23 protein-coding genes are annotated in these 23,490 nt (G+C 65.7%); 5 read left to right on the top strand and 18 right to left on the bottom strand.

What is annotated here, in order from left to right; translation table 11 throughout:
• Positions 1-6: 6 nt before the first annotated feature.
• The 8 genes from glmM to K414_RS0113135 all read right to left on the bottom strand — a co-directional run bounded on the left by glmM (position 7) and on the right by K414_RS0113135 (position 9,413).
• Positions 7-1,353, bottom strand: a complete 1,347-nt coding sequence (glmM, locus tag K414_RS0113170) for a phosphoglucosamine mutase (RefSeq protein ID WP_027496346.1) — start codon at positions 1,351-1,353, stop codon at positions 7-9.
• Positions 1,354-1,459: 106 nt separating this feature from the next.
• The gene (gene rpsI / locus K414_RS0113165) at positions 1,460-1,984 is read right to left on the bottom strand and encodes a 30S ribosomal protein S9 (protein WP_027496345.1); all 525 of its coding nucleotides are present in this window, start codon (positions 1,982-1,984) and stop codon (positions 1,460-1,462) included.
• The gene (gene rplM / locus K414_RS0113160; RefSeq protein WP_027496344.1) at positions 1,981-2,424 is read right to left on the bottom strand and encodes a 50S ribosomal protein L13; all 444 of its coding nucleotides are present in this window, start codon (positions 2,422-2,424) and stop codon (positions 1,981-1,983) included. Before rplM ends, rpsI begins: the two co-directional genes overlap by 4 nt.
• 184 nt (positions 2,425-2,608) lie before the next feature.
• On the bottom strand, positions 2,609-2,950 hold the full coding sequence (locus K414_RS0113155; protein ID WP_027496343.1) for a TraR/DksA C4-type zinc finger protein: 342 nt from the start codon (positions 2,948-2,950) through the stop codon (positions 2,609-2,611).
• Positions 2,951-3,061: 111 nt separating this feature from the next.
• Positions 3,062-3,343 carry a WXG100 family type VII secretion target gene (locus K414_RS26935; RefSeq protein WP_032365622.1) on the bottom strand — a complete coding sequence of 94 codons (282 nt, stop codon included), beginning with the start codon at positions 3,341-3,343 and terminating at the stop codon, positions 3,062-3,064.
• 64 nt (positions 3,344-3,407) lie between these two features.
• The gene (locus K414_RS0113145) at positions 3,408-3,773 is read right to left on the bottom strand and encodes a WXG100 family type VII secretion target (RefSeq protein WP_027496342.1); all 366 of its coding nucleotides are present in this window, start codon (positions 3,771-3,773) and stop codon (positions 3,408-3,410) included.
• Positions 3,774-3,933: 160 nt separating this feature from the next.
• Positions 3,934-5,394, bottom strand: coding sequence for a type VII secretion-associated protein (locus K414_RS0113140; protein ID WP_161631804.1), 1,461 nt, complete (start codon positions 5,392-5,394; stop codon positions 3,934-3,936).
• Positions 5,395-5,426: 32 nt separating this feature from the next.
• On the bottom strand, positions 5,427-9,413 hold the full coding sequence (locus K414_RS0113135) for a type VII secretion protein EccC (protein ID WP_027496340.1): 3,987 nt from the start codon (positions 9,411-9,413) through the stop codon (positions 5,427-5,429).
• A gap of 210 nt (positions 9,414-9,623) precedes the next feature.
• On the opposite strand from K414_RS0113135, the gene K414_RS0113130 reads away from it, so the two are divergent.
• The 3 genes from K414_RS0113130 to mycP all read left to right on the top strand — a co-directional run bounded on the left by K414_RS0113130 (position 9,624) and on the right by mycP (position 13,676).
• A complete protein-coding gene (locus K414_RS0113130; protein WP_027496339.1) occupies positions 9,624-10,613 on the top strand; it encodes an LLM class flavin-dependent oxidoreductase in 990 nt (329 codons plus the stop codon).
• 127 nt (positions 10,614-10,740) lie between these two features.
• Positions 10,741-12,297, top strand: a complete 1,557-nt coding sequence (gene eccD / locus K414_RS0113125) for a type VII secretion integral membrane protein EccD (protein ID WP_051365100.1) — start codon at positions 10,741-10,743, stop codon at positions 12,295-12,297.
• A 68-nt stretch (positions 12,298-12,365) separates the two neighbouring features.
• Complete coding sequence (gene mycP / locus K414_RS26930; protein ID WP_230591649.1) at positions 12,366-13,676, top strand: type VII secretion-associated serine protease mycosin; 1,311 nt, start codon at positions 12,366-12,368, stop codon at positions 13,674-13,676.
• Between the two features lie 22 nt (positions 13,677-13,698).
• Here the strand turns inward: mycP and eccB are convergent, their stop codons facing one another.
• On the bottom strand, positions 13,699-15,153 hold the full coding sequence (eccB, locus tag K414_RS0113115; protein WP_027496337.1) for a type VII secretion protein EccB: 1,455 nt from the start codon (positions 15,151-15,153) through the stop codon (positions 13,699-13,701).
• Between the two features lie 221 nt (positions 15,154-15,374).
• On the opposite strand from eccB, the gene eccE reads away from it, so the two are divergent.
• Positions 15,375-16,976 (top strand): type VII secretion protein EccE, encoded by a 1,602-nt coding sequence (gene eccE, locus K414_RS0113110; RefSeq protein ID WP_051365098.1) that lies wholly within the window; start codon positions 15,375-15,377, stop codon positions 16,974-16,976.
• 5 nt (positions 16,977-16,981) lie between these two features.
• On the opposite strand, the gene K414_RS0113105 is transcribed toward eccE, so the two are convergent.
• The 9 genes from K414_RS0113105 to infA form a co-directional block, all read right to left on the bottom strand.
• Complete coding sequence (locus K414_RS0113105) at positions 16,982-17,575, bottom strand: NAD(P)H-dependent oxidoreductase (RefSeq protein WP_051365097.1); 594 nt, start codon at positions 17,573-17,575, stop codon at positions 16,982-16,984.
• Positions 17,572-18,468: a tRNA pseudouridine(38-40) synthase TruA gene (gene truA, locus K414_RS0113100; RefSeq protein WP_027496334.1), complete on the bottom strand. Its 897-nt coding sequence runs from the start codon at positions 18,466-18,468 to the stop codon at positions 17,572-17,574. The genes K414_RS0113105 and truA overlap by 4 nt, the downstream gene beginning before the upstream one ends.
• Before the next feature lie 5 nt (positions 18,469-18,473).
• A complete protein-coding gene (gene rplQ, locus K414_RS0113095) occupies positions 18,474-19,061 on the bottom strand; it encodes a 50S ribosomal protein L17 (protein ID WP_027496333.1) in 588 nt (195 codons plus the stop codon).
• Positions 19,062-19,095: 34 nt separating this feature from the next.
• Complete coding sequence (locus tag K414_RS0113090) at positions 19,096-20,160, bottom strand: DNA-directed RNA polymerase subunit alpha (protein WP_027496332.1); 1,065 nt, start codon at positions 20,158-20,160, stop codon at positions 19,096-19,098.
• 99 nt (positions 20,161-20,259) lie between these two features.
• Complete coding sequence (gene rpsD, locus K414_RS0113085; RefSeq protein ID WP_008718223.1) at positions 20,260-20,865, bottom strand: 30S ribosomal protein S4; 606 nt, start codon at positions 20,863-20,865, stop codon at positions 20,260-20,262.
• Positions 20,866-20,886: 21 nt separating this feature from the next.
• The gene (rpsK, locus tag K414_RS0113080) at positions 20,887-21,300 is read right to left on the bottom strand and encodes a 30S ribosomal protein S11 (RefSeq protein ID WP_027496331.1); all 414 of its coding nucleotides are present in this window, start codon (positions 21,298-21,300) and stop codon (positions 20,887-20,889) included.
• Positions 21,300-21,674 (bottom strand): 30S ribosomal protein S13, encoded by a 375-nt coding sequence (gene rpsM, locus K414_RS0113075; RefSeq protein ID WP_027496330.1) that lies wholly within the window; start codon positions 21,672-21,674, stop codon positions 21,300-21,302. Before rpsM ends, rpsK begins: the two co-directional genes overlap by 1 nt.
• Positions 21,675-21,878: 204 nt before the next feature.
• Positions 21,879-21,992, bottom strand: a complete 114-nt coding sequence (gene rpmJ, locus K414_RS0113070; RefSeq protein ID WP_025347279.1) for a 50S ribosomal protein L36 — start codon at positions 21,990-21,992, stop codon at positions 21,879-21,881.
• Between the two features lie 88 nt (positions 21,993-22,080).
• Positions 22,081-22,302, bottom strand: coding sequence for a translation initiation factor IF-1 (gene infA, locus K414_RS0113065; RefSeq protein ID WP_005140011.1), 222 nt, complete (start codon positions 22,300-22,302; stop codon positions 22,081-22,083).
• Positions 22,303-22,600: 298 nt separating this feature from the next.
• On the opposite strand from infA, the gene K414_RS26925 reads away from it, so the two are divergent.
• On the top strand, positions 22,601-23,488 hold the full coding sequence (locus K414_RS26925; protein ID WP_037219217.1) for a glycosyltransferase family A protein: 888 nt from the start codon (positions 22,601-22,603) through the stop codon (positions 23,486-23,488).
• Positions 23,489-23,490 lie beyond the last annotated feature (2 nt).

Genomic DNA, 23,490 nt, shown 5'->3' with positions numbered 1-23,490 from the left:
TGACGATCAGACCGCCGCGACCCGGCCCGCCAACTCCTCGGCGAGCCGGGTCGCAACGTCGAGTTCCGACGCTTCCACCATCACTCGCACGAGCTGTTCGGTCCCGCTGGGACGCAACAGAACTCGCCCCGATTGGCCGAGCTCGAGCTCGGCGACGGCCACGGCGTCCGACACCGACGGTGCCGACGCCACCGCAGCTTTGTCCGAGACACGTACGTTGATCAACACCTGGGGCAGCGTGCGCATCGGCGACGCCAGATCCGCCAGGGTGCGTCCGGTCCGGGCCATCCGCTCCATCACACGCAGCGCGGTCGCGATCCCGTCGCCGGTCGTCCCGATCGCAGGGAGTACGACGTGTCCGCTCTGCTCACCACCGAGTGCGTACCCTCCGCGGCGCAACTCCTCGAGGACGTATCGATCACCGACTGCGGTGGTACGCAACGTGATTCCCGCTTCGCGCATCGCGATGTGGAGCCCGAGGTTGCTCATGACGGTGGCGACCAACGTGTTGTCGGTCAGCGTGCCGTTCTCACTCATCGCGATGGCCAGCACAGCCATGATCGCGTCCCCGTCCACCACCGCACCGGAGGCATCGACCGCGAGGCAGCGGTCGGCGTCGCCGTCGTGCGCGATCCCGAGGTCGGCCCCGTGCTCGACGACAGCCTTCTGCAGCCCTTCCAGGTGCGTCGAACCACACCCGTCGTTGATGTTCAGCCCGTCGGGCTCGGCGTTGATCGCCACGACCGTCGCACCGGCCCGGCGGTAGATCTCCGGTCCGACCGTCGAGGCTGCACCGTGCGAGCAATCCACCACGACGGTGACACCGTCGAGTCGGTGCGAGAGCGGTGCGACGAGGTGCCCGGCATAGAGCTCGGCAGCGTCGGGAGCGACGTCGATGCGACCGATGGCAGCGCCGGTCACATCGACCGGCTTCTCGGTGCGGCCGTCCACCCCGAGCAACGCCTCGATGCGATCTTCCATGTCGTCGTCGAGCTTGTGCCCGCCTGCGGCGAAAATTTTGATTCCGTTGTCGGGCATCGCATTGTGCGAGGCGGAGATCATCACGCCCAGCGCCGCGCCGTATTCGCCGGTGAGGTAGGCGACCGCGGGGGTCGGCAGCACGCCCACGTCGATCACGTCGACACCCGAGGCAGTGAGCCCGGCCGACACTGCGGCACCGAGCATCGAACCGCTGATTCTGGGGTCACGGCCGACGACCGCTGTCCGTCGACCACCGTCGACATCCGGTGCCAGCACGGCGGCGGCAGCCCGGGCGATGGTCATGGCGAGCTCTGCCGTCAGGACCCCGCCTGCGAGTCCCCTCACTCCGTCGGTGCCGAACAATCGCGCCATGAATGAAGACCCCTTCGAACAGAGAGAACATCGTCGGAAAATGCCTCGAGGGCAGGCATCCGATCTTGCTGGAGCCTGCCCTCGAGGATGGAACGGGTAAGACGCGTCAGCGCTTGGAGTACTGCGACGCCTTACGGGCCTTCTTCAGGCCGTACTTCTTGCGCTCGACCGCACGCGCGTCACGCGTGAGGTAGCCGGCGGCCTTGAGAGCCGGGCGATCGTCCGGGGTGAGCTCGATCAGCGCACGCGAGATGGCCAGACGCAGCGCGCCTGCCTGTCCCGACGGTCCGCCACCGTGCAGCAGTGCCACGATGTCGAAGGACTCTGCGCGGTCGACCAGCACCAGAGGAGCCTTGATCAGCTGCTGGTGCACCTTGTTCGGGAAGTAATCCTCGAGGGTGCGGCCGTTGAGCTTGAATCCACCGGTGCCCGAGGACAACCGAACACGAGCGACGGCTTCCTTGCGGCGGCCGACGGTCTGGATCGGGCGATCGAACACGATGGGGGCCGGAGCTGCAGCAGCTTCGATTTCCGTGGCCACCTCGGGATCTTCCACTGCCACGAACTCGTCGGCGGCGATCTCTTCGATGTTCTCCTGCGACGTCACGTCATTTCCCTCCGGCGCCGTCACTGGGACACCTGCTTGATCTCGAACGGAACGGGCTGCTGAGCGGCATGCGGGTGGTTCGGTCCCGCGTAGACCTTCAGCTTGCTCGCGATGGCATTTCCGAGCTTGTTCTTCGGGATCATGCCGACAACGGCCTTCTCCACGAGACGGTCGGGGTTGTTCTCGAGCACCTGACGCGTCGAGCGCGACTTCAGACCGCCCGGATGGCCGGAGTGGTGGTGGTGGAACTTGCCATCGAGCTTGTTGCCACTGATGGCAACTTTCTCGGCGTTGATGATGACGACGAAGTCGCCACCGTCGACGTTGGGTGCGTAGGTGGGCTTGTGCTTACCGCGGAGCAGTGTCGCGGCCTGGACGGCGAGGCGTCCGAGCACGACGTCCGTGGCGTCGATCACATGCCACGTCCGGGTGGTGTCCCCGGCCTTCGGGGCGTAAGTAGACACAGAAAATTCCTGTCTTCATGATGTCGCTGCTGGCCAAGACGTGTGGATGCCCTCGGCGGCCAGTTGAGACCCGAGGACAAGAGCTCTGCACATCGAAGAAATGCGGCGAGCCCATACACGCCAACGGGGAACGATACCGGGAGCCGGCACCCAGGTCAAAACGCCTCCGACGCGGAAGACCGGCTCAGGACAGGCGAACGCACCGCACACAGCGGCGGGCCGCAGGCAATGCCTCGAGCCTGATCGCCGGTATCGACTCTCCGCACCGCTCACACGTGCCGTACGTACCGAGATCCCACCGCGTGGACGCAGCGTCGAGCTCGCGCATCTCGGACTCGGTGTCGGAGATCAGGGCTGCGATCTTGGCACGCTCGAAGGCGATGGTGGAACCCTCCGGGTCGTGTTCGTCGTCGTCGGTGGTCCACCGGCTGCCTTCGATGACCGACGCGAGCTCGTCGCGAAGGGAGTGCAGGCGGTGTTCGGCGCGAGAACGCTCGGCATCGATCGCCGTCCCGAAATCCGTCATCCGTCCAGTACACACCGCCACCACAACCCGCGCCAGGTGCCGCGCCCCTCGACAGTCGTATGCCCCGACCGACAAGTGCCGATCGGGGCATACGACGCTCGTGGTCGACGGTCAGCGCGCCATGCGCGCCTTGTTCGCCATCTCCACCCCGTGCATGGCCTCGCCGCCGGTGCGGGCGGCCGCGACGAGGCTCGACAGAATGAGATTGAGCTCGTCGGATGCGGAGTTCCACTGACGCTGGAGTTCGTAGTAGGACGTCATCGCGTCGCCCTCCCACGATTCGTAGAGTCTCTTCGCAGTGCCGTCCACGTCGGCGAGAAGGTCTTTGGTCACGTTCGCCTGCTTGTTCATCGCCTCGGTCAACGCCGCGATCTGAGCGAAGTCGTACTTCATGTCGAATCAGTCTCCTAAATAGAGCTCGGTCGTGTGGTCGGTCGTTCGGTGGCCGGTCGTGTCGTCAGTTGAACGTGGTCAGTCCCGAACCGAGCGATCCCGCCACCTGGTTCACAGCCGCCACGTTGTCGTCGTCCGCATCGGAGTAGCCGTGGCCGTTGGTCTTGATGTCCGCCGAGATCTGCTCGAGCGCGCTGCGCATCTTCTGGGCACTGGTGTCCCACTGCGACATGACATCCTGAAACGACTTGCCGGCCTTGCCCACCCACGCCTCGGCGGTCTGCTCGACGATGGAACGCACGGCCGAGTTGGACGCATCGATCGACACGCTCAGGCCCTCGATCGTCGCCCCGGCAGCAACGAGCTCCTGCGGTGTGACGGTGACGCCGTTCGACGAACCCGTAGATTCCGGTCCCCCTGGATATCCCACTTCGACTCCTCTGCTTCGATTTTCGTATTCACGTACGCCCGCGGCGCACATGACGCTCGACCGAGGGACCGCGTGCGGCCCGCTCACTCCCCTACATCTCCTTGGACGCAGCCACCCCTCGGTTCGGTTCCGGCATACGGCGAAAATCTGCGCGGCGGCCTCAACTCATCGGCACGATCTCCAGAGTCTGGGTGGCCAGATCACATTCGGTGTCGATCGCGGACGAGTCCGGTCCCTCGAACTGGCAGCCGATGCTCACCTGCACATCCGATTCGACCAGCACACGCCACAACACAGTGGACGCATCGGCCGGCCGCTCGACGTACGAGATCCCCACCCGACCTCCGAAATCACGGGCAGGCTCCAGCGATCCGATCGGGGAGTCGGGTCCACGCGCGTCGACTGCCGCACCGAGCTCGGACGCAACCTGTTCGAGCGTCGAGCCGGGCACCAGTTCCTGCACTGTGACGACGATGCGACGCTCGGGTGCTGTCGGCGGAATCAACACCATCCGGGCCGGGTCCTCCATCCTGGTCCAGGTCGCCGGTAGTCGCAGCGACGCCCGGCCCGAGACGAACGTCGCCGACGGGATCACCGACGGTGACTCGCTCGTCGCCGATACTGCTGTCGCCGAGGTCGTTTCGGTCGCGGGGGTCGTTTCGGTCGCGGGGGTGGCTTCGGTCGTCGACACCGCCTGGGTGGCAGGCATCGCGAACGGCGGCGAGGTCGCGACGGCCACCTCTTGCGGAGACCGAAGGACGAACGTCAGTGCAACGACACCACCGGCAACGATGACCGATGCGGCCACCGCACCGAACGCTCGAACCGGCCATCCGCTTCTTCGGGGAGGTGGCACCGCGACGGTCACTTCGTCGAGCCATGCCGCCGAGCGCCCTGCCGCGGCTCGCCCTGACGGGGCAGTTTCCACCTCCGCTCCCGCACGTCGATACAGAGACCTGGCGACGTCGAGTCCGGTCAGCCATCGTGCCGGATCTTCCGCAGCGGGGCTCGAGCTCGAACCCGACTCCGCCACGATGAAAATGTCCTCGGGACATTGCGACACCGACGATCGAAGGTAGTCGTCGGCTCGTCGTCGCCAGCTGTCGTCTCGTTCTCCGACAGCAAGTACTGCACCGATGTCGCCGCCGTGAGTTCTTGCCTCGTCCACCAGGACGACCGTCGTGTCGAGGGTGCCCACTTCGATCACCACCGCAGCAGCCGGTGCGCGTTCTCCCGCCGACGCGACCGCGGCGATCGCCGTCTCCACGACGACGACCTCGCTCGCCGACGTGGCGAACACGGCTCGGAGGAGCTCTCGACGCTCGTCGCCCCACGTCGAGGGATACGCGATCTCGAGCAGATCGAGTCGTTCGTGTATCCCGGCTCCCTGCAGCGCCGACCACACGATCCCGTGCAGGACTTCGCCGCGATCCCACACTGCGCCGCCCACGAGGATCGATCGATCGTCGAGACACAGCAGCGGAGGGACCTCGGTGTCCGCGCCCGCCCGCCCGAAGACGAGACGACCACCCTCCGATACCGCGTATGCGGATCCGACGTGTTCGCGTGGACCCTGCAGCGTCGCACCGGACGCGACGACAGAAATCTCCGAATGACTCAAATGCACAGCCGCGTAACGCCACTGCGCCCTCGTCAACTCGAGTGTCCGAGCTGCACGAGCGCGGGGCCGGACCGATCGACGAACACTCCACGTCCGGGCGGCATCGGGCTCGGACGCACGGTGCCGATCAAGCTCCCCTCGTCTCGGCTCCCGCTCATGACCAATCCCGGAGTCACCAGGTCGCGTAGCCGCCCGATCACCGGGTCGAACAGTGCCCGCGCCGCCCCGCCCGAGCGACGCGCCACGATGAGGTGCAGTCCGATGTCCCGGGCGTGTGGCAGATGCTCGACCAAGGGCGACAACGGGTTTCCGGACGCCGTGGCCACCAGGTCGTAATCGTCGACGACGACGAACACCTCGGGCCCGTCCCACCACGACCGCTCTCGGAGCTGCTGCTGGGTCACGTCCGATCCCGGCATGCGCCTGCTCATTCTGCCTGCGAGATCGACGATCATCGCCGTCAACGTCGCCTGCGCGGCCGCATAGCCGGCCAGATGCTCGGAATCGACTGTGCCCAAGAGAGTTCGACGGTAGTCCGCCACGATCAGTTTCACCCGATCGGGTGGGTTCGCATCGACCAAAGATCGACAGATCCCCCGCAGCAGGGACGTCTTCCCGCATTCGCTGTCGCCGAAGACGACGAAGTGTGGGTTCTCGGCGAAGTCGACCGTCACCGGAGCCAGCTCGGCCTCGTCGATGCCGATCGGAACTCTCAGTTCTGCAACGGTGCCGCGGTCGCGAGGCCAGGTGCCACCGAGTCGATCCAGCACCTCCGACCGTTCGAGCATCTCCGGCAACATGCGGACCGGCGGGGCAGGCGGCCCCGTGGACGCTGCGGCGATCGCGGTGACGGACTCTGCCACAGCTCGGGACAGGTCGGCCACCGATCGACGGTCGTCGACCCGAGGCAGTGCGATCTGCAGGTGGAGACCGTCCTTGGTCATACCCCGGCCCGGTCGGCCCTGCGGCACACTGGCGGCTTTCGTTCGGCCGATGTCCGAGTCCGACGGATCTCCGAGTCGCAGCTCGAGCCGGGTCCCGATCAGATCCTTCGTTGCGGGCCTCACTTCTGCCCAGCGAGAGGCCGTCAGAACGAGGTGCAGACCGAATGCCAGTCCCTGGGTCGTCAGCGTCGCGATCTGTTGTTCGAGACTCTCGAAGTCCGATCTGATGGATTGCCATCCGTCGATCACCAGGAAGACGTCGCCGAACCGGTCGTTCGCATCGACCGGTTGCATCGCCCGCAGCCGCCGGAACTCGACCATGGAATCGATGCCGCGATCTCGAAAAGTCTTCTCCCGCTGACGAACGACAGCCGCGACCTCGGCCACGGTCCGGCGCACTCGGTCGACGTCCAATCTGTTGGCCACCGATCCGACGTGCGGTAGTTCGGCCAACCCGGCCAGCGTTCCACCCCCGAAGTCCAAGCAGTAGAACTGAACCTGAGCGGGTGTGTGCGTCATCGCCAGAGCCATGATCAGCGACCGAAGGGCCGTCGATTTCCCCGACTGCGGAGCCCCCACGATCGCGACGTGCCCGGCTGCACCGGACAGGTCGACGGTGAGCAGATCCCGCCGCTGATCGAACGGCCTGTCGATGATGCCGATCGGAGCACGAAGTGTGCTCAGCGCATCGACGCCGCCGCTCAGTACCGACCGAGGCAGTAAGCGGGTCAGTGTCGGTGCCTTGTCCAACGGCGGTAGCCATACCTCGTGGGCCGGCATACCGCGGCCTGCGATTCGGCCGACGACGACGTCGAGAACGGTCGCGCCGGTGTCGTCGTTCTCGACCGGATCCGGTTCGACCACCGGCTCGACACGGACGTCGTTCTCGACGGGATCGACCACGACCGGATATGCGGTGAACGGCCTCGGACGGATGTCGACGCCCTGCGCGGCGGGTGCCCCCGCACTCGAACGTGGCGGAACGTACGGTCCGGACACGTAGGCCGCAGCGAAGCGGACGATCTCGGCCGAATCGCACTTGAGATAGCCGGCACCGGGCTGAGCAGGCAGGTGGTACGCGTCGGGAACACCGAGAACGGAACGTGACTCGTTGGCCGAGAACGTTTTCAGACCGATTCGATAGGACAGATGACTGTCGAGTCCGCGCAGCTTGCCTTCTTCCAGACGCTGACTGGCCAACAACAGATGCATGTGCAACGAACGTCCGAGCCGCCCGATCGCCACGAACAATTCCGCGAATTCCGGTTGCTGACTGAGCAATTCCGAGAACTCGTCGACCACCACGAACAGAGCGGGCAACGGCGCCAGGGCAGCTCCCGCTGCGCGCGCCTTCTCGTAGTCGGACACATTGGCGAAGTTTCCGGCCGAGCGCAGCAACTCCTGCCGACGGTTCATCTCGCCGGCGAGGGCATCACGCATCCGGTCGACCAGAGCCAGGTCCTCGGACAGGTTGGTGATCACGGCCGCAACGTGCGGCGCGGCCTCGAGCCCCGCGAAGGTCGCCCCGCCCTTGAAGTCGACCAGTACCAGGTTCAACTGCTGCGGGGCGTGGGTGGACACCAACCCGAGAACGAGCGTACGCAGAAACTCCGACTTACCCGAACCCGTTGCGCCGATGCACAATCCGTGTGGACCCATGCCGTTCTCGGCAGACTCCTTCAAATCGATCTCGACCGCGCTGCCGTCGGGTGCGACGCCGATGGGTACCCGCAACCGGTCTCGACCGCGACGCACTGTCCACGCTCGATCCGTATCGAGCGTGGCGACGTCGGCTATTCCGACGAGGCTGTTCCATCCCGACACTGCGGCCCCGTCGTCGGTGACGGTATCGACAGCGGAGGGCGACGACGGCGCGCGATACGGAGAAAGGCGTCGAGCAACGGCGTGTGCCTCGGTGGTGCTCATCGCGTCCGCCACGGCGAAGACCTCGACTGCCGTGCCGCTGACCGCACCGATCGAGCCGTTCTCGACCACCAGCTGGAGCCCGCGACTTGCCGCCAGTCGCGTGCACAACCCGGACAGGTCGACGATGGTGACGGAATCGAGGCCGGTGTCGGTGAGGTCGGTCGAACGGTTGGCGACCAGTCCGCCGTCCACCACGATCACCAACTGCGTGACCCCACTGTTCACCGCCCCACGTGCGAAGCGATTCCGCATCGACAGGACGTCCCCCAGCGCGCTCTCGAGCTCGAGGACACTGCCGAAGATCATTCGCGCAGAACCGGCACCGTCTCGCAACACGTCGTGTTGTGTGTGCGGCAGCCACTTGGTCCATTCCCACTGCTCCACGGTGTCGGGGCCGCAGACGACGGCCACCGCGAGGTGGTCCGGTCCGTGGAAGGTACAGAGATAGGCGACCATCGAGCGCACCATCGCGCGAGCGGCATCGCGATCCCCGGCTACCGACAGAGCGGCGAATCCCCTCAGCGACACGGCAATCGGCAACTCGGCCACCACCGAGTGTGCTCGCACGAATCGGCGCAGCGACACCGCGGACACCGGTTCCAGCTCTTCCACAGGTCCGGTCTCGGGAGGCACGAGTCGGGTCGCCAAACGCTGATCGCCGAGCCCGACCCGCACGTGGGCGAAGTCGGCGTCCTGAGGCCGACGTTCCCACATACGGTGCGTTCCGGCCGTCGACCACAGAGTGCCCGGATCCGGGTGGCTCCACTCGAGTGCCCTGCGCTGATCTCGCTCGGTGTCGGCGACGTCTCGTCGAAGCTGGTCGAGATACCGCAGATAGTCCTTACGGTCCTCGTTCGCCTCGGCGGTACGTGCTCCCCCGGACTTGCCCCCGCCTGCCAACATGCCCACCATCGACATCAGCATCATGGCTGGGAACATCAACATCATCGGGTTCGCTGCCGCACCGGAAGTGAACATGAGCGCAACCATTCCGACCATGGCGGCGACCATCACCAGCGGCATCAGCTTCATCAGGAGATTGCCGGGTACCGCGCGCGGCACGGGAGGCGGCGGTTGAAGTACGACCTCGCCGCCCGGTGACCGAGGTACTTCCCGGCGCGCGCTGCGAACGAAGCGCACGGTACTCATCGATCAGCCCCCACGGCCGCGCCCCCACAACTGCATTCGCGGCGACCTCCCCCCGAGGCCGCGTGGACGACAGGCTAACGCATGCACAACCGGAGGGTCCACCGTTGCGTCGAAGCATCGGGATACAGAAATAGAACGGCACCGCATTCGGTTGAACGAAGAATGCGGCTCCGAGGCCGCACATGTTCGACGAACGAAAGGTCGGCTTCCGTGTCCGTACCCCTGTCCATCCTCGATCTCGCACACGTGGGCGAGGGCGAAACAATCCGAGACAGTTTCGACGCCAGCGTGACGCTCGCCCAGCACGCCGAGAACTGGGGTTACCAGCGCATCTGGTACGCCGAACATCACAACATGAAGACGATCGCATCGTCGGCGACGTCGGTGTTGATCGGGCACGTGGCCGCACACACGAAGCGAATTCGACTCGGCTCCGGCGGGATCATGCTTCCCAACCACGCGCCGCTCACCATCGCCGAGCAATTCGGCACGTTGGCCACGTTGTTCCCGGACAGGATCGATCTCGGACTGGGCCGCGCCCCCGGCAGCGACCAGGTGACCATGCGCGCCATGCGCCGCGACCCCGCGTCCTCGGACCGATTCCCCCAGGACGTCCAGGAGCTGCAGGGGTACCTGTCCCAGCAGTCCCTCGTCCCCGGGGTCAGTGCCACGCCGGGTGCCGGCACCGAGGTGCCGCTGTACATCCTCGGATCGTCTCTCTTCGGCGCACAGCTCGCGGCAGCCCTCGGCCTGCCGTACGCATTCGCGTCGCATTTCGCACCCGACGCACTCGAACAGGCCGTGGAGATCTATCGCCGCGACTTCCGTCCGTCGGCGCAGCTGTCCGAACCTCACCTCATCGTGGGCGTCAACGTGATCGCTGCGGACACCGTCGCCGAGGCTCAGGCCCAGTTCCTCCGAACCAAGAGAAGCCGCGTGAGCCTGCTGCTCGGACGGGGTCGCACCTTCACCGACGAGGAAGCCGACATGGTGCTGGAAGCACCCGCGGGGCAACAGATCTCGAAGATGACGAAGTACTCGGCCGTCGGGACGCCCGACATGGTCAGGGAGTACCTCGACCGATTCGCCGAACGCACGGGAGCAGACGAGTTGATCGTCGCCTCGGGCGTCTCCGATCGTCGATCCTGGCTCAGGTCGTTCGAGCTGCTGGCCCAGGTGAGCGAGCTGGTTCCTGCCTGACTGCTGCGAGCAGGTCTCGGCGGAGGCGACGAGCGGTCGAGTGTCGGCGTGATGTCGTAGGGTGTGGACGCACGATGCCCGGGGGGCGGGCATCGACAGTGCACTGCACGCATCCGGGGGGATATCCATGACACGCGCCGACAGCCGTCCCGCAACGACGAACACACCGTCCGACGCAGCCGAACCGACCATCGCATCGGACCCGGCCCGACGTGCGCAGGGGCTGCGTGCCGTCTTCGCCCAGGACGTGTGCCGGGTGACGGTGTCGGCGAGGTCGACCCAGGTTGATATGGCACTGCCCGTGGACGTTCCGGTGTCGCTGTTGATTCCGGGGATCGTCGACATGATCGCGTCACGAGCGGAGCCTGCGGAAGGACCGGGTCCGGTCGGGAGCCGGACCGCGGACTCCGGATCCGACGGGTTGTCGGGGGCCTGGACGCTGTCCCGTATCGGACGCCCGCCGCTACCGTCGACGTCCACACTGTCGGAACTGGGCGTACGTGACGGCGACCTGCTCGTGTTGGGTGTCGCCGAGCGTCCGGCACCGACTCCGTTGTTCGACGATCTCATGGATGCCGTGGCCCGTTCCGGCACCGACGACGTTGCTCAGTGGACCGCGCGTACTGCACGCACGGTCGGTTCGATCATCACGGGCTCGACGGTGCTGCTCGCCTGCGGAATCGTTCTGAGTGACCCGGTTCGATCCGGTGCCGAGAACACGAGCAGCCCGGTCGAGGCAGTCGCCGCGGTCACGGCCGCGGTCCTGTTCGCCGTTGCGGGGATGATCCTCGGCCGGCTGTACGAGCAGGTGGCCGTCGCGGTGCTTTTCGGGGGATGCGCGTCGGCGCTGATGTTCACCGGTGGAACTCTGTTCGTGCCCGGCCAGTTCGGGGCAGCTCACGTGATGTTGGGTTCGGCCATGGCAGGCTCGATCGCGCTGTTGTCTCTGCGAATCGGCGGTGCCGGGCTCGCCGTGTTCACCGGGTCGATCGTGCTGGCAGTGTCGGCGTTCGCCGCGGCGGTCTGCGCGTTGTTCACCGTGATGACGCCGGCGGCCATCGGTACCGTCGCAGCACTGGTAGGTCTGACCGGAATCGCCGTGTCGGCCCGACTGTCGATGATGCAGGCGCGGCTTCCGTTGCCTCCGGTTCCCACCGCCGGTGCCCCACTGGACACCCCCCAGGAGGCGGAGCTCGATTCGATGTCGTTCGCAGATCTGCAGGTGGCAGCCACGCGCGCACGGAGCTACCTGACGGGATTGCTCACGGCGTTCACGATCGTGGTGGTGATGGGAGTACTCGCTGCGGCGGCGAGCGACACCGCGACCGGTTCCGGGTGGCCCGGCATCGCCCTCGCCGCACTGTGCGCGCTGGTGCTACTTCTGCGCGGACGCACGTATGCCGTTGTGACACATGCCGTCCCACTCGTCGGTGGTGGTGCGGTCGTCCTGTTCTCGCTCTCGGTCGGGGCAGTGATCACATTTCCGGACCGTGCACTCGAGTTGTTCGGCGCGGCGTTGGCCGCCGCCGTCGTCGCATCCGTGTTCGGAGCCCTGGTTCCGACCCGCAACTATTCGCCGGTGATGCGGCGATCGGCCGAACTGGTGGAATACGCCGCGATCGCCCTCGTCATTCCGATCGCAGTATGGGTGTGCGGTCTGTACAGCGTCGTCCGCGGACTGTGACCGCGCGCCGGCGTCGTGCGCACACCGTTGCCGCGCTCACTGTCCTGACCCTCACTTACGAAGCACTGATGGGACCGTCCTTCGCGCACGCCGAACGCCCGCTCATCGATCCGGTGCAACTGCCACCGCCCAGCCCTCCCGCGCCTTTGGAACCGACCGAGCAGAAGAACGCGTGCGCCGTCCCCTCCGAAACGATCGACGCCCAGGAAATTCCGACGGCGCAGCAAGCACTCGACTTCGCGTCCGTGTGGCCGATCACTCGCGGAGCCGGTCAACTGATTGCCGTCATCGATACGGGCGTCACGCCTCACCCACGTCTGCCGGGTCTGATTCCTGGGGGCGACTACGTCGGCACCGCCGACGGATTGTTCGACTGTGACGCGCACGGCACGATGGTGGCCGGTCTCATCGCCGCGCAGACGGCCTCGGGCAGCGGTTTCGCCGGCGGCGCTCCGGACGCCCGCATCCTGTCGATCCGTCAGTCCAGCAACGTGTTTCAAGTCGTGGACAACAGGACCGACCAGGAGAAGTCGACCGAACCCGAGAACGCTGCCGGGTACGGAAACGTACGGACGATGGCCATGGCAATCCGGACGGCCGCCGACGCAGGCGCATCGGTCATCAACATCTCCGAAGTGGCGTGCGTACCGGCCGGCGCAGGCGTCGCCGACGGCCCACTCGGCGCAGCAGTGCAGTACGCCGTTCGCGAGAGAAACGTCGTCGTCGTCGCCGCGGCGGGCAACTTCGGGAGCGACGCGTGCAGGGCACAGAACCCCATGCCCGACCCGGTCCGGCCCGAGGCGGACCCGTGGGAAGGGTTTGCGACCATCGCGACACCTGCCTGGTTCGACGACGTGTTGACCGTCGGTTCGGTCGAGTCGGACGGTTCGCCGTCGTCGTTCAGCCTGGCCGGACCATGGGTGGACGTGGCTGCTCCGGGCTCCAACATGACGTCGCTGTCGCCGGCGGGCAACGGCCTGGCCAACGGCATTCGGGGCACCGACGGCGTAGTACCGATGACCGGAACCAGTTTCGCCGCACCGCTCGTCGCTGCGACAGCGGCACTGGTGCGGGCGTACAGGCCCGATCTGTCCGCTCTCCAAGTGATCGACCGCATCGAGCGAACAGCTCATGCGGCGGCCGACGGATGGAATCCGTCGGTCGGCCACGGCGTCGTCGATCCACTCGCTGCGGTGACCGACGTCGTGACACCGACGCAGCGAACCGTCCCCGCAGATGCGGTCGCGATCGGTGCGCCGCTCCCACCGCCCGCCGCCGATCATCGGCCACGCGATGCGGCGGTGACCGGGTCGGTGGTGGTCGCGGTGATTCTGGGTCTCGGAACGGCAGTCTCCATTCCCCTGCGCCGACGGCTGTGATCGGCCCGCCCACTCGCCGGGACTACTTGGACGGAAGCGCGGCTGCCTGCGGGTCCGCCGCGACCCCGTCGTGCATGGTCAGCGCCTGGCCACGCCCCAGAGTTGGCCCGCTGCCCAGCAACTGCAGAATCTGCCACGGTGCAGGCGCCGGGAGTCCGAAGCCCAATGCCGACGCTGCATCCGCACCCTCGACTCCGTAGCGAACTCCCGTGTCGGCGACAAAGAAGACGCTGTCCTGACGGGTACTGGCCGTCGAGATACCGGTGCTTCGAACGAATCCGCCGCTACCCGGCGACAGATGGACCTGGTCGACCGCATCACCGCCGCCGTCCGCCTGAGCCAGTTCCACCGGTGAAGCGGTGGTATCGAGTGGCAACGACCGTCCTGCGGATTCGACCAGCTGCGCAGTCGGACCACCGTCGGCGACATCGAGTGGTGACCACGTCAGACACCCGACGGGCCTCTGGCCCGAGTCGACGATCTCGGGAGTCGTCGGCGGGAAGGTCGATACGTCGAGCCCGGACATCGTCTTGGGAGCGTCGGCCAGGACGTCGGGATTGACGGCCGCGATGTCGGGGCTGCCCTGCGAGTCGGCGAACTTGACGAGTAGGGCCGCGGTTTCGCTGATGGCTTGGATGCCGTCTTCGAGCACGACGTAGTACCGAATGTCGCGGCCGGCAACCTTGACCACGGATCCGATAGGCCGGTTGTCGAACGGGTAGGCGGGGATCTCACCCGCTCGCGCTATGAACGGAGCCGTCACCGCAGGCGACTGCGGTACCGCGTTGAGCAGACCGGCACTGACCGGCGTCGGCGTCGCATCCTCGAGGCCCAGCGCCCGAACGACAGCTCTGTCCGCCAGATCGACCGGCGACTTGGTGCCGTCGTGGACGAGATACGCCGCACCGCCCAAAGTCCACAGGAATGCTTCGGATGGGCCGAGCGCAGCCGCGTTCTCGCCGTAGCGGGGCTCCCCCACGATCACTGTCGTGGACGTGACGCCGGCGATCGGATCGACGGTGTCGCACACGGTCCACGACTCGGCCTCGCCGTCCGGGTCGTGCGGCAGCGCCGACGGGGCACCGGGAATTCCGACCAGCGCACCGCGAGGTCGCGACGCCAGTTCCGACTCCTTCACCGTCACAGGGTTGTCGGGCCTTCCCACGATCAACCGCGCCGAAGCCAGGTTCAGCACCGGATGGAACACGCCGTCGACGCTGACGAACATGGCGGCCGACTCCTTACCGACCACGATCGACGCGTCGCCGATCTTGTCCTGAGGCCGAAACAGCGCCAGGGCAGCGCAGCCCGCCAGACCCACGCATGCGACGACGACACCCACCATGAGCGCGCGCGACTGCGACTTCATCGGGTCGTGCAGCATCCGCGCGTCGCGCCTGATGAGGGCATGTTCCATTCGTCGGACGAGAAAGCGGTATCCGCCGACCTGCCATTTCGTCGTCGGAGTAGATGCCACGATTCCTCCCCAAGATTGTGCCGACCCGATCCCCCATCGGGTCACGCGACACAGTACAGTTCGTCCGCACCCATCGGCGACCGCGTCGGCGACGATCGATCGGGCTGCAACCTTCGGGGGGAGGGTATGTGATGACGCGTTCGAGGAGACGACGGCGCACGTCGGTCGTGTCGTTCGCCGTGCCATCTGTTCGAGGGTTGTTCGCGGCCGAAATAACTACTGTGACAACAACTCTCGCACTACTCGCGGCCGACGTTCCCGTCGAGTGGACGCTCACCGCCGCAGCGACGGTGTCGCTCGTACCGTTCGTCGCCTTTCGGCGAACGTCGATCGCCGGCTGGCTGGTCGTCGCTCTGCGCTTCGGATCCGGCCGAGCCCCTGCCGTCGGGGTGACAACAGAACATGTCGACCCCGACGGCCGGCCCGTCGCTGTGCACTGGCAGCGCGATACCGTCACGTGCACCGTGGAGATCATTGCACCGGAACACGACACGACGGTGCTGGCGCGAACGCGAGCCGACACACGACACACGCTGCCCATCGAGGCGTTGACGTCGTGCTTTCGGCAGCACGACGTCGAGGTTGCCGCAATCGACATCGTCGCGCTCGGGTTTCGAACCGCCGACGGTTCGGTGGCCACCGACGTGTACGAGGGCCTCATCGGCCCGTTGCCCGCCGTCGCGCAGCGCACGGTGTGGGTGTCCGTCACTCTGGACGTACGAGCCAACGCCCTGGCGATGGCAGCGAGGGGCACGGGCCGGACGGGGGCGGCCCGAACCGCGGTCGTTGCAGCCCTCCGCATTGCACGCGCCTTGGAATCTCATGGACTGTCCACACGGCTGTCGACGGCCACAGAACTCCGAGCCGCGGCATTGCACCTGAGCCGGGGTGTCGATACCGACGACCTGACTCAGGTGTGGTCCTATGCTCCATTGCCCGGCGTCGCGAGTACGGGTTACGGAATCGATTGCAGCACAATCACTGTCGAGGATCTTTCGGCCTTGTGGGCGACACCGTCGCTGGGTACGACCATGTCCGTTCACCTGCGCCCCACCGACGAGCCGAGCCGCGTCCGCGTTCGTGCGTCGTGCAGATTCGCTGCGCGAGAGGCAATCTCGAGGCCCGATGTTGCTTCACTGACCTCGATGGCCGGACGTCAACGAGACGGCATTCTCGCCCAATTGCCACTGGCTGTGGCAACACACTCGGCAGTGATGCCGGTCGGAACCCTCTCGACCTCCGCACTGCAGGCCTGGGCGTTCCCGGTGAGTGGTTGCGGCCAACTACTGGGATCGGATACGAACGGAAACGGTGTGGCAGTGCGGATCTTCGGGGCGAACCTGCCGCGGGTCAGCATCGTGGGCGAGCTCTACCTCGCCCAACAACTTCTGTTCCGAGCCGTGGCGATCGGAGCGCGAGTTGTCGTCAGAACGGACAGACCGCACGCCTGGGGAGCCCTCCGCGACGCCATCGGGGAGCCCAAGCGGTTTCTAGTCGACAGCGACCACACTCGGGTGCGGCCCTCGTACGACGTCGTCGTGGTCGACTTCGCAGACGGCTCCATCTCGCTCGATCAACAGTCTGTTCCCGGCGTCACTGTGATCTCGCTGACCGAACACGAACCGCCGCATGATCCGGCGGCACCCGGGCCGAGCCGACAGGAATTCGCCGCGATGCTGTCGATCGTTCAGCCGCGTGCGTCGGGTGACCGAATTCGGGTGCGCTCGGGTCCGATCGACATCGAACTGACGCTGGTCACCATTCCGCAGGAAACGGCGTTCATCGGTCGACCGAGAAGTCTTCGACCCGCCGTCCGAGTCTGACAGTGTCAGCCGGGGTACCGGACGCGCGCCCGTGCGCTCGACACTGCGCCGGCCCACCACTCGAGTTGGTCGAGCAATCGCCCCAAGGAGTCGACAGCAGCGGGATCGTCGACGCCACCGGCCTCGTCGAAACGCCGACGCACGCGATGGAGTGATACCGAATCCCGTACCGACACCATGTGTAGCTCTGCGGCGATGAGGCGCAGTTGCTCGGTCGCTCGCACACCACCCGCCAGACCACCATAGGAAACGAATCCCACTGGCTTGGAACGCCATTCGTACTTCACCGTGTCGAGCGCGGTCTTCAGCGAGCCGGGCACAGCGTGGTTGTATTCGGGAGTGACGAGGACGAACGCGTCGGCCTCGCCCACGATGCGGGTGAAACGTTCGGAGTCCTCGCTCGACGTCAAGCTGTTCGGGAGATCGAAGTCCGCGAGATCGACATCCACAACCGTGAGGGAGTCGCGCGCCGACGCCACGCTGCGTACCCAGGCTGCGACGGTGGGGCCCACCCGCCCCTCCCGAACGCTGCCGGTGACCACCGCTAGACGTATCGGCTGGATCGTGTCGGCACCGGACCCGGCGCAATCGTCGCTCATCCTTCTCCTCCACAGCATTCGTCGCCGACGATTGCCGGTCGAGTCTCCCGGGTGGCAGCATTGCGCGCGGCCAACATGTCGGCTGGTGGATAGTCGACCCGCACCAGGGCAAGTCCGTGGGCCGGGGCCACTGCCACCTCGCTCGCGCGTTCTCGACGACCGAGCAGGGAACGTGCCCAGTCGGGGGTTCGTCGTCCTTCACCGACGGCCTGCATCGCCCCGACCAGACTGCGCACCATCGACCAGCAGAACGCATCGGCGCTGACGTACGCGGTCAATCGATCCCCCTCGCGTTCCCAGTCGAAGCGCTGCAGTTCTCGCACTGTCGTGGCACCGTCTCGCCTCTTGCAGAACGCTGCGAAATCGTGCAGTCCGATCAGTGCCTGCGACGCCTCGCGTACCGCGTCCAGATCGATCGGCCGAGGCCAGGACACGACTCCGGCGACATCCAGAGGATCGACGCCGTAGAGCGCTGTGCCGAATCGGTACTCGTAGTGACGGCGATATGCCGAGAACCGAGCGTCGAAGTCGGGCGAGACCTCCGTGATCGCACGAACCCGGACGTCGGCGGGAAGGAAGCGCGCCATTCTTCGAATCAACCGGTCGTGCTCGTCCGGCACACCCACGGCGTCGAAATGTGCAACCTGACCGGTCGCGTGCACTCCGGCGTCGGTTCGACCGGCCACCGTCAGCTCGACCGGTTGACGGAGCACCGTGGAGAAAGCCTCCTCGAGCACGCCACACACGGTTCGGATACCGGGTTGCCGAGCCCAGCCGGAGAAGTTCGTGCCGTCGTACGAGATGTCGAGCCGATATCTGGTGGGGACCGACAAAGCGGGCCCGCCATCTCCTGAGGAAATGGCGGGCCCGCTTCGGTCGTGCTCGGAGCTCACAAGGACTAGTCCTTCTTCGCATCCTCGGCCTCGGGGGCGTCCGACGCGTGAGCGTCGTTGTCCTCGATGCCTTCGATGACTGCGTCGGCGTTGGCCACCTCGGCGTCGGTCGCGTCGGCTTCGACAGCCTCGACGACGTTGTCGTCTGCCGTGTCCTCGGCCGGAGCCTCGGTTGCGGCGGGAGCAGCCTTCGATGCCTTCACGCGGCGCGCGCGGTCGGCTTCGTTGGACACCGTCTGCTCGTTGACGAGCTCGATGATGGCCATCGGCGAGTTGTCACCCTTACGGGGGACGGTCTTGATGATGCGCGTGTAGCCACCGTCGCGATCGGCGAAGAAAGGCCCGATCTCGGCGAAGAGCTTGTGCACGACATCTTTGTTGTTGATCGTCTTGAGAACCTCACGACGATGGGCCAGATCACCCTTCTTGGCATGGGTGACGAGCTTCTCGGCGTGGGGACGAAGGCGCTTGGCCTTCGACTCGGTGGTGGTGATGCGGCCGTGCTCGAAGAGTGACGTCGCCAGGTTGGCCAGGATGGCCTTCTGGTGTGACGCCGACCCGCCGAGACGGCGGCCCTTGGTGGGCTTGGGCATGATGAATCTCCTAGTAAGAGCTCCAGCGAGCTGATTACAGCTGTTCTGTCTCGGCGTAGTCCTGCTCGGCGCCTTCGGTATCGCCGAAGGAGCCTGCGTCGGTGTCACTCCACGTGCCCGTGGTGGCGTCGTAGCCAGGCACGGTGCTCGGATCGAACGACGCGGGGCTGTCCTTGAGGGAAAGGCCGAGCGAGTGCAGCTTGACCTTCACCTCGTCGATGGACTTCTGCCCGAAGTTACGGATGTCGAGCAGATCGGACTCGGTACGACCAACCAACTCACCGACGGTGTGAACACCTTCGCGCTTGAGGCAGTTGTAGGAACGAACCGTCAGGTCCAGATCCTCGATGGGGAGTCCGAAGGATGCGATGTGATCGGCCTCGGCGGGCGAGGGTCCGATCTCGATGCCTTCTGCTTCGACGTTCAGCTCACGGGCGAGGCCGAAGAGCTCAACCAGGGTCTTGCCCGCCGAAGCGAGCGCGTCCCGCGCGGTGATGGAATTCTTGGTCTCCACGTCGAGAACGAGCCGATCGAAGTCGGTGCGCTGTTCGACGCGGGTGGCCTCCACCTTGTAGGTGACCTTGAGCACGGGCGAGTAGATCGAGTCGACCGGAATACGGCCGATCTCGGCACCCGATGCCTTGTTCTGAACGGCGGGGACGTAGCCGCGACCGCGCTCGACGACGAGCTCGATCTCCAACTTGCCCTTGTCGTTCAGGGTCGCGATGTGCAGATCTGGGTTGTTCACCGTGACGCCGGCCGGAGGCACGATGTCGCCTGCGGTGACAGCGCCGGGGCCCTGCTTGCGGACGTACATGGTGACCGGTTCGTCTTCTTCGGAGCTCACCACGAGTCCCTTGAGGTTCAGGATGATGTCGGTGACATCTTCCTTGACTCCGGGAACGGTGGTGAATTCGTGGAGGACGCCGTCGATACGGATGCTGGTGACAGCAGCGCCGGGGATCGACGACAGCAGGGTGCGGCGGAGCGAGTTGCCGAGTGTGTAACCGAAGCCGGGCTCGAGCGGCTCGATGACGAATTTCGAGCGGTTGTCGGCGATGACCTCTTCGGTCAGCGTCGGGCGCTGTGAAATGAGCATTCTGTGTTCCTCCTGTACGGGCGTCCGCTATTTGACGCCCACGTGTGGAGGCGAAGACGCATGTGAGCCTCGCGAGGAGACTCACATGCGTGCTGCGCCTTACTTCGAGTAGTACTCGACGATGAGCTGCTCCTGGAGCGGCACGTCGATCTGTGCGCGCTCCGGCACCCGGTGAACCAGGATGCGAAGACGGTTGGGGACGACCTGCAGCCACGGAGCCACCGGACGATCGCCGTAGCTCTCACGGGCGATCTGGATCGGCAGGGTCTGCGCGGACTTCTCGCGGACATCGATGATGTCGTACTGCGAGACGCGGTAGCTGGGGATGTCCACTCGCTTGTTGTTCACGAGGAAGTGGCCATGGGTGACCAGCTGGCGTGCCTGACGACGCGTACGTGCGAGACCCGCACGGTAGACGACGTTGTCGAGGCGAGTCTCGAGGATGGTCAGCAGGTTCTCACCCGTCTTGCCGGCGGCCCTGTTGGCTTCCTTGTAGTACAGACGGAACTGCTTCTCCATGACGCCGTAGGTGAAGCGAGCCTTCTGCTTCTCCTGCAGCTGGAGCAGATACTCGCTCTCCTTGATCCGCGCGCGGCCGTGCTGGCCGGGCGGGTAGGGACGACGCTCGAACGCCTGGTCGCCTCCGACGAGGTCGACGCGCAGACGACGCGACTTGCGGGTGATAGGACCGGTATAACGTGCCATTTTCTAAACCTTTCCTTCCCGCTAGACCCGACGCCGCTTGGGCGGACGGCAGCCGTTGTGCGGCTGAGGGGTGACATCGGAGATGGTGCCGACCTCGAGGCCTGCGGCCTGAAGTGAGCGGATCGCGGTCTCACGGCCGGAGCCGGGACCCTTGACGAACACGTCGACCTTCTTGACGCCGTGCTCCTGAGCCTTGCGCGCAGCGTTCTCGGCTGCGAGCTGTGCGGCGAACGGAGTCGACTTGCGCGAGCCCTTGAAGCCCACGTGTCCCGAGGACGCCCACGAGATGACGTTTCCGGCGGGGTCGGTGATCGACACGATCGTGTTGTTGAACGTGCTCTTGATGTGCGCAGATCCGTGCGGGACGTTCTTCTTGTCCCTGCGACGCGTCTTCTGCGCCTTCTTCGGACCGGTACCGCGTGCTTTGGGGGGCATTACTTCGCCTTCTTCTTGCCGGCAATGGTGCGCTTGGGTCCCTTACGGGTACGCGCATTGGTCTTGGTGCGCTGTCCACGGACGGGCAGACCACGACGGTGGCGAAGACCCTGGTAGCAGCCGATTTCGATCTTGCGTCGGATGTCGGCCTGCACCTCGCGGCGCAGATCGCCCTCGACCTTGAGGGACTCGTTGATGTAATCGCTGAGCTTGCGCAGATCGTCGTCGCCGAGATCCTTGCTGCGCAGGTCGGGGCTGACGCCCGTTGCTGCGAGAATTTCCTTGGAGCGGGTACGGCCGACGCCGTAGATGTAAGTCAGTGCGATCTCCATGCGCTTTTCGCGCGGCAGATCCACACCTGCGAGACGTGCCATGTGGCATTTCCTTTTCTTGTCCGGAGGTCTGCTCCCAGTCCGTCCCCTGTGTCCTTCTCACCGCTGGGGTGGGAAGCGTCTTTTAACAAACTCAGTGGGGCCCCGGCCTCCGTGCCGGGGGTCTGCCGCGACGCGTGTGTTGCGGTTGGTGCTGGGAGGTCATCTTCTAGCTGTTGCCAAGCCGACGTGCGTGATGCTCGGTGGTTATCCCTGACGCTGCTTGTGACGCAGGTTGTCGCAGATCACCATGACGCGTCCGTTACGACGAATCACCTTGCACTTCTCGCAGATCTTCTTGACGCTCGGCTGAACCTTCACGTCGTTGATCTCCTGTGTGTAGCTCGGACGCGCTGCGAGCAGCGGACCGAGCATGGTTCTCCCCGACCGGACATGGCCGAGGAAGCTCTTACTTGTAGCGGTAAACGATGCGTCCACGCGTGAGGTCGTAGGGCGAAAGCTCTACCACGACGCGATCCTCGGGAAGGATGCGGATGTAGTGCTGACGCATCTTTCCGCTGATGTGGGCGAGTACCTTGTGGCCGTTTTCGAGCTCAATGCGAAACATCGCATTGGGCAGCGGTTCGACAACTCGGCCCTCTACCTCGATAGCACCGTCTTTCTTGGCCATATCCTCCGCGATCCTGGCTCTCACACCTGGTTGATTGCATCTGTTTCCGTTACCGTGATGCCCACTGACCGACTCCTCGGAACCGAGTCGGAGTATCGCCGGACGGCCGCACAGCCCTCGAGGCATGCGGACATCCGGTACGCAGGGCGCACCGTCGATCTATGCTACCGGCAAAGACACATCTGGCCAAATGCGCGCGAAGCGGGCACGAAACGCGTCGGATGGCGACGTTAGATTAACTGAGCTAACCTTTCGTCCGCCCGCCATCGTTCAGCCACCGAGCCCGCAAGGTGCCCTCTTGAGTTCCAACCCGTCCGGCCCAGCCGTCTCCGTGATCATTCCCGTACACAACGCCAGAGATGTGCTCGACGAGCAACTACGCGCGCTCGCCCACCAGGACTACGACGGCCCGTTCGAGGTCGTCGTCAGCGACAACGGCTCGACCGACGGAGTGCGCGAGTTCGTGCAGGACCACGCACTACGGGCCCGCTTGAATCTGAAGTACGTCGATTCGTCCGGCACCCCGGGCGCGTCGCATGCCCGCAATCGCGGTGCGGAAGCAGCCGAGGGCCCACTGCTGGCCTTCTGCGATGCCGACGACGTCGTACACCCGACATGGCTGCGGCGCATCACCGCCGAATTGAACAGCTACGACCTCGTGGGAACCGGCCTGAGCACCGAGGCGCTGAACTCCGAAGCGACGCGCGCCGCAGTTCCGTTCGCCCCACCTTCGAATCAGGGCAAGTCGCCCTTTCGCCCGTTCGTCATCGGGGCGAGTATGGCGTGCCGCGCGTCGACCTACCGAGATCTCGGCGGGATGTTCGAATTCGTTCATGCCAGCGAGGACATGGAATTCTCCTGGCGCGCACAGCAATCGGGTGCCCGCCTGCACTTCATAGCCGAGCCGCTGGTCGAATATCGTCTGCGTACCGGCTACCGGGACAATTGGAAACAGGCGGGGGCGCTGGGATACGGGTCGGCCCACGTCCGCGGAATGCATCGGGCTGCCGGATGCCCGCCGTTCCGAATCCGCACAATTTCCGTAGCGCTCCTCGCGCTCGCGGTACGAAACCCATTGCTGCCGACCGCAGTGACTCGGATGCCGACTCGCCTCTGGCTACGCCTGACGGCAGCCCACCTCGGACTCATCCGAGGGGGCCGCCGGTACTCGTCACTCACCTGGTGAGC

The organism is Rhodococcus sp. JG-3, from assembly GCF_000482405.1.
Lineage (GTDB): Bacteria > Actinomycetota > Actinomycetes > Mycobacteriales > Mycobacteriaceae > Rhodococcoides > Rhodococcoides fascians.
The sequence above is the reverse complement of the archived record's forward strand: the minus strand, read 5'-3'. Positions and strand labels throughout refer to the sequence as shown.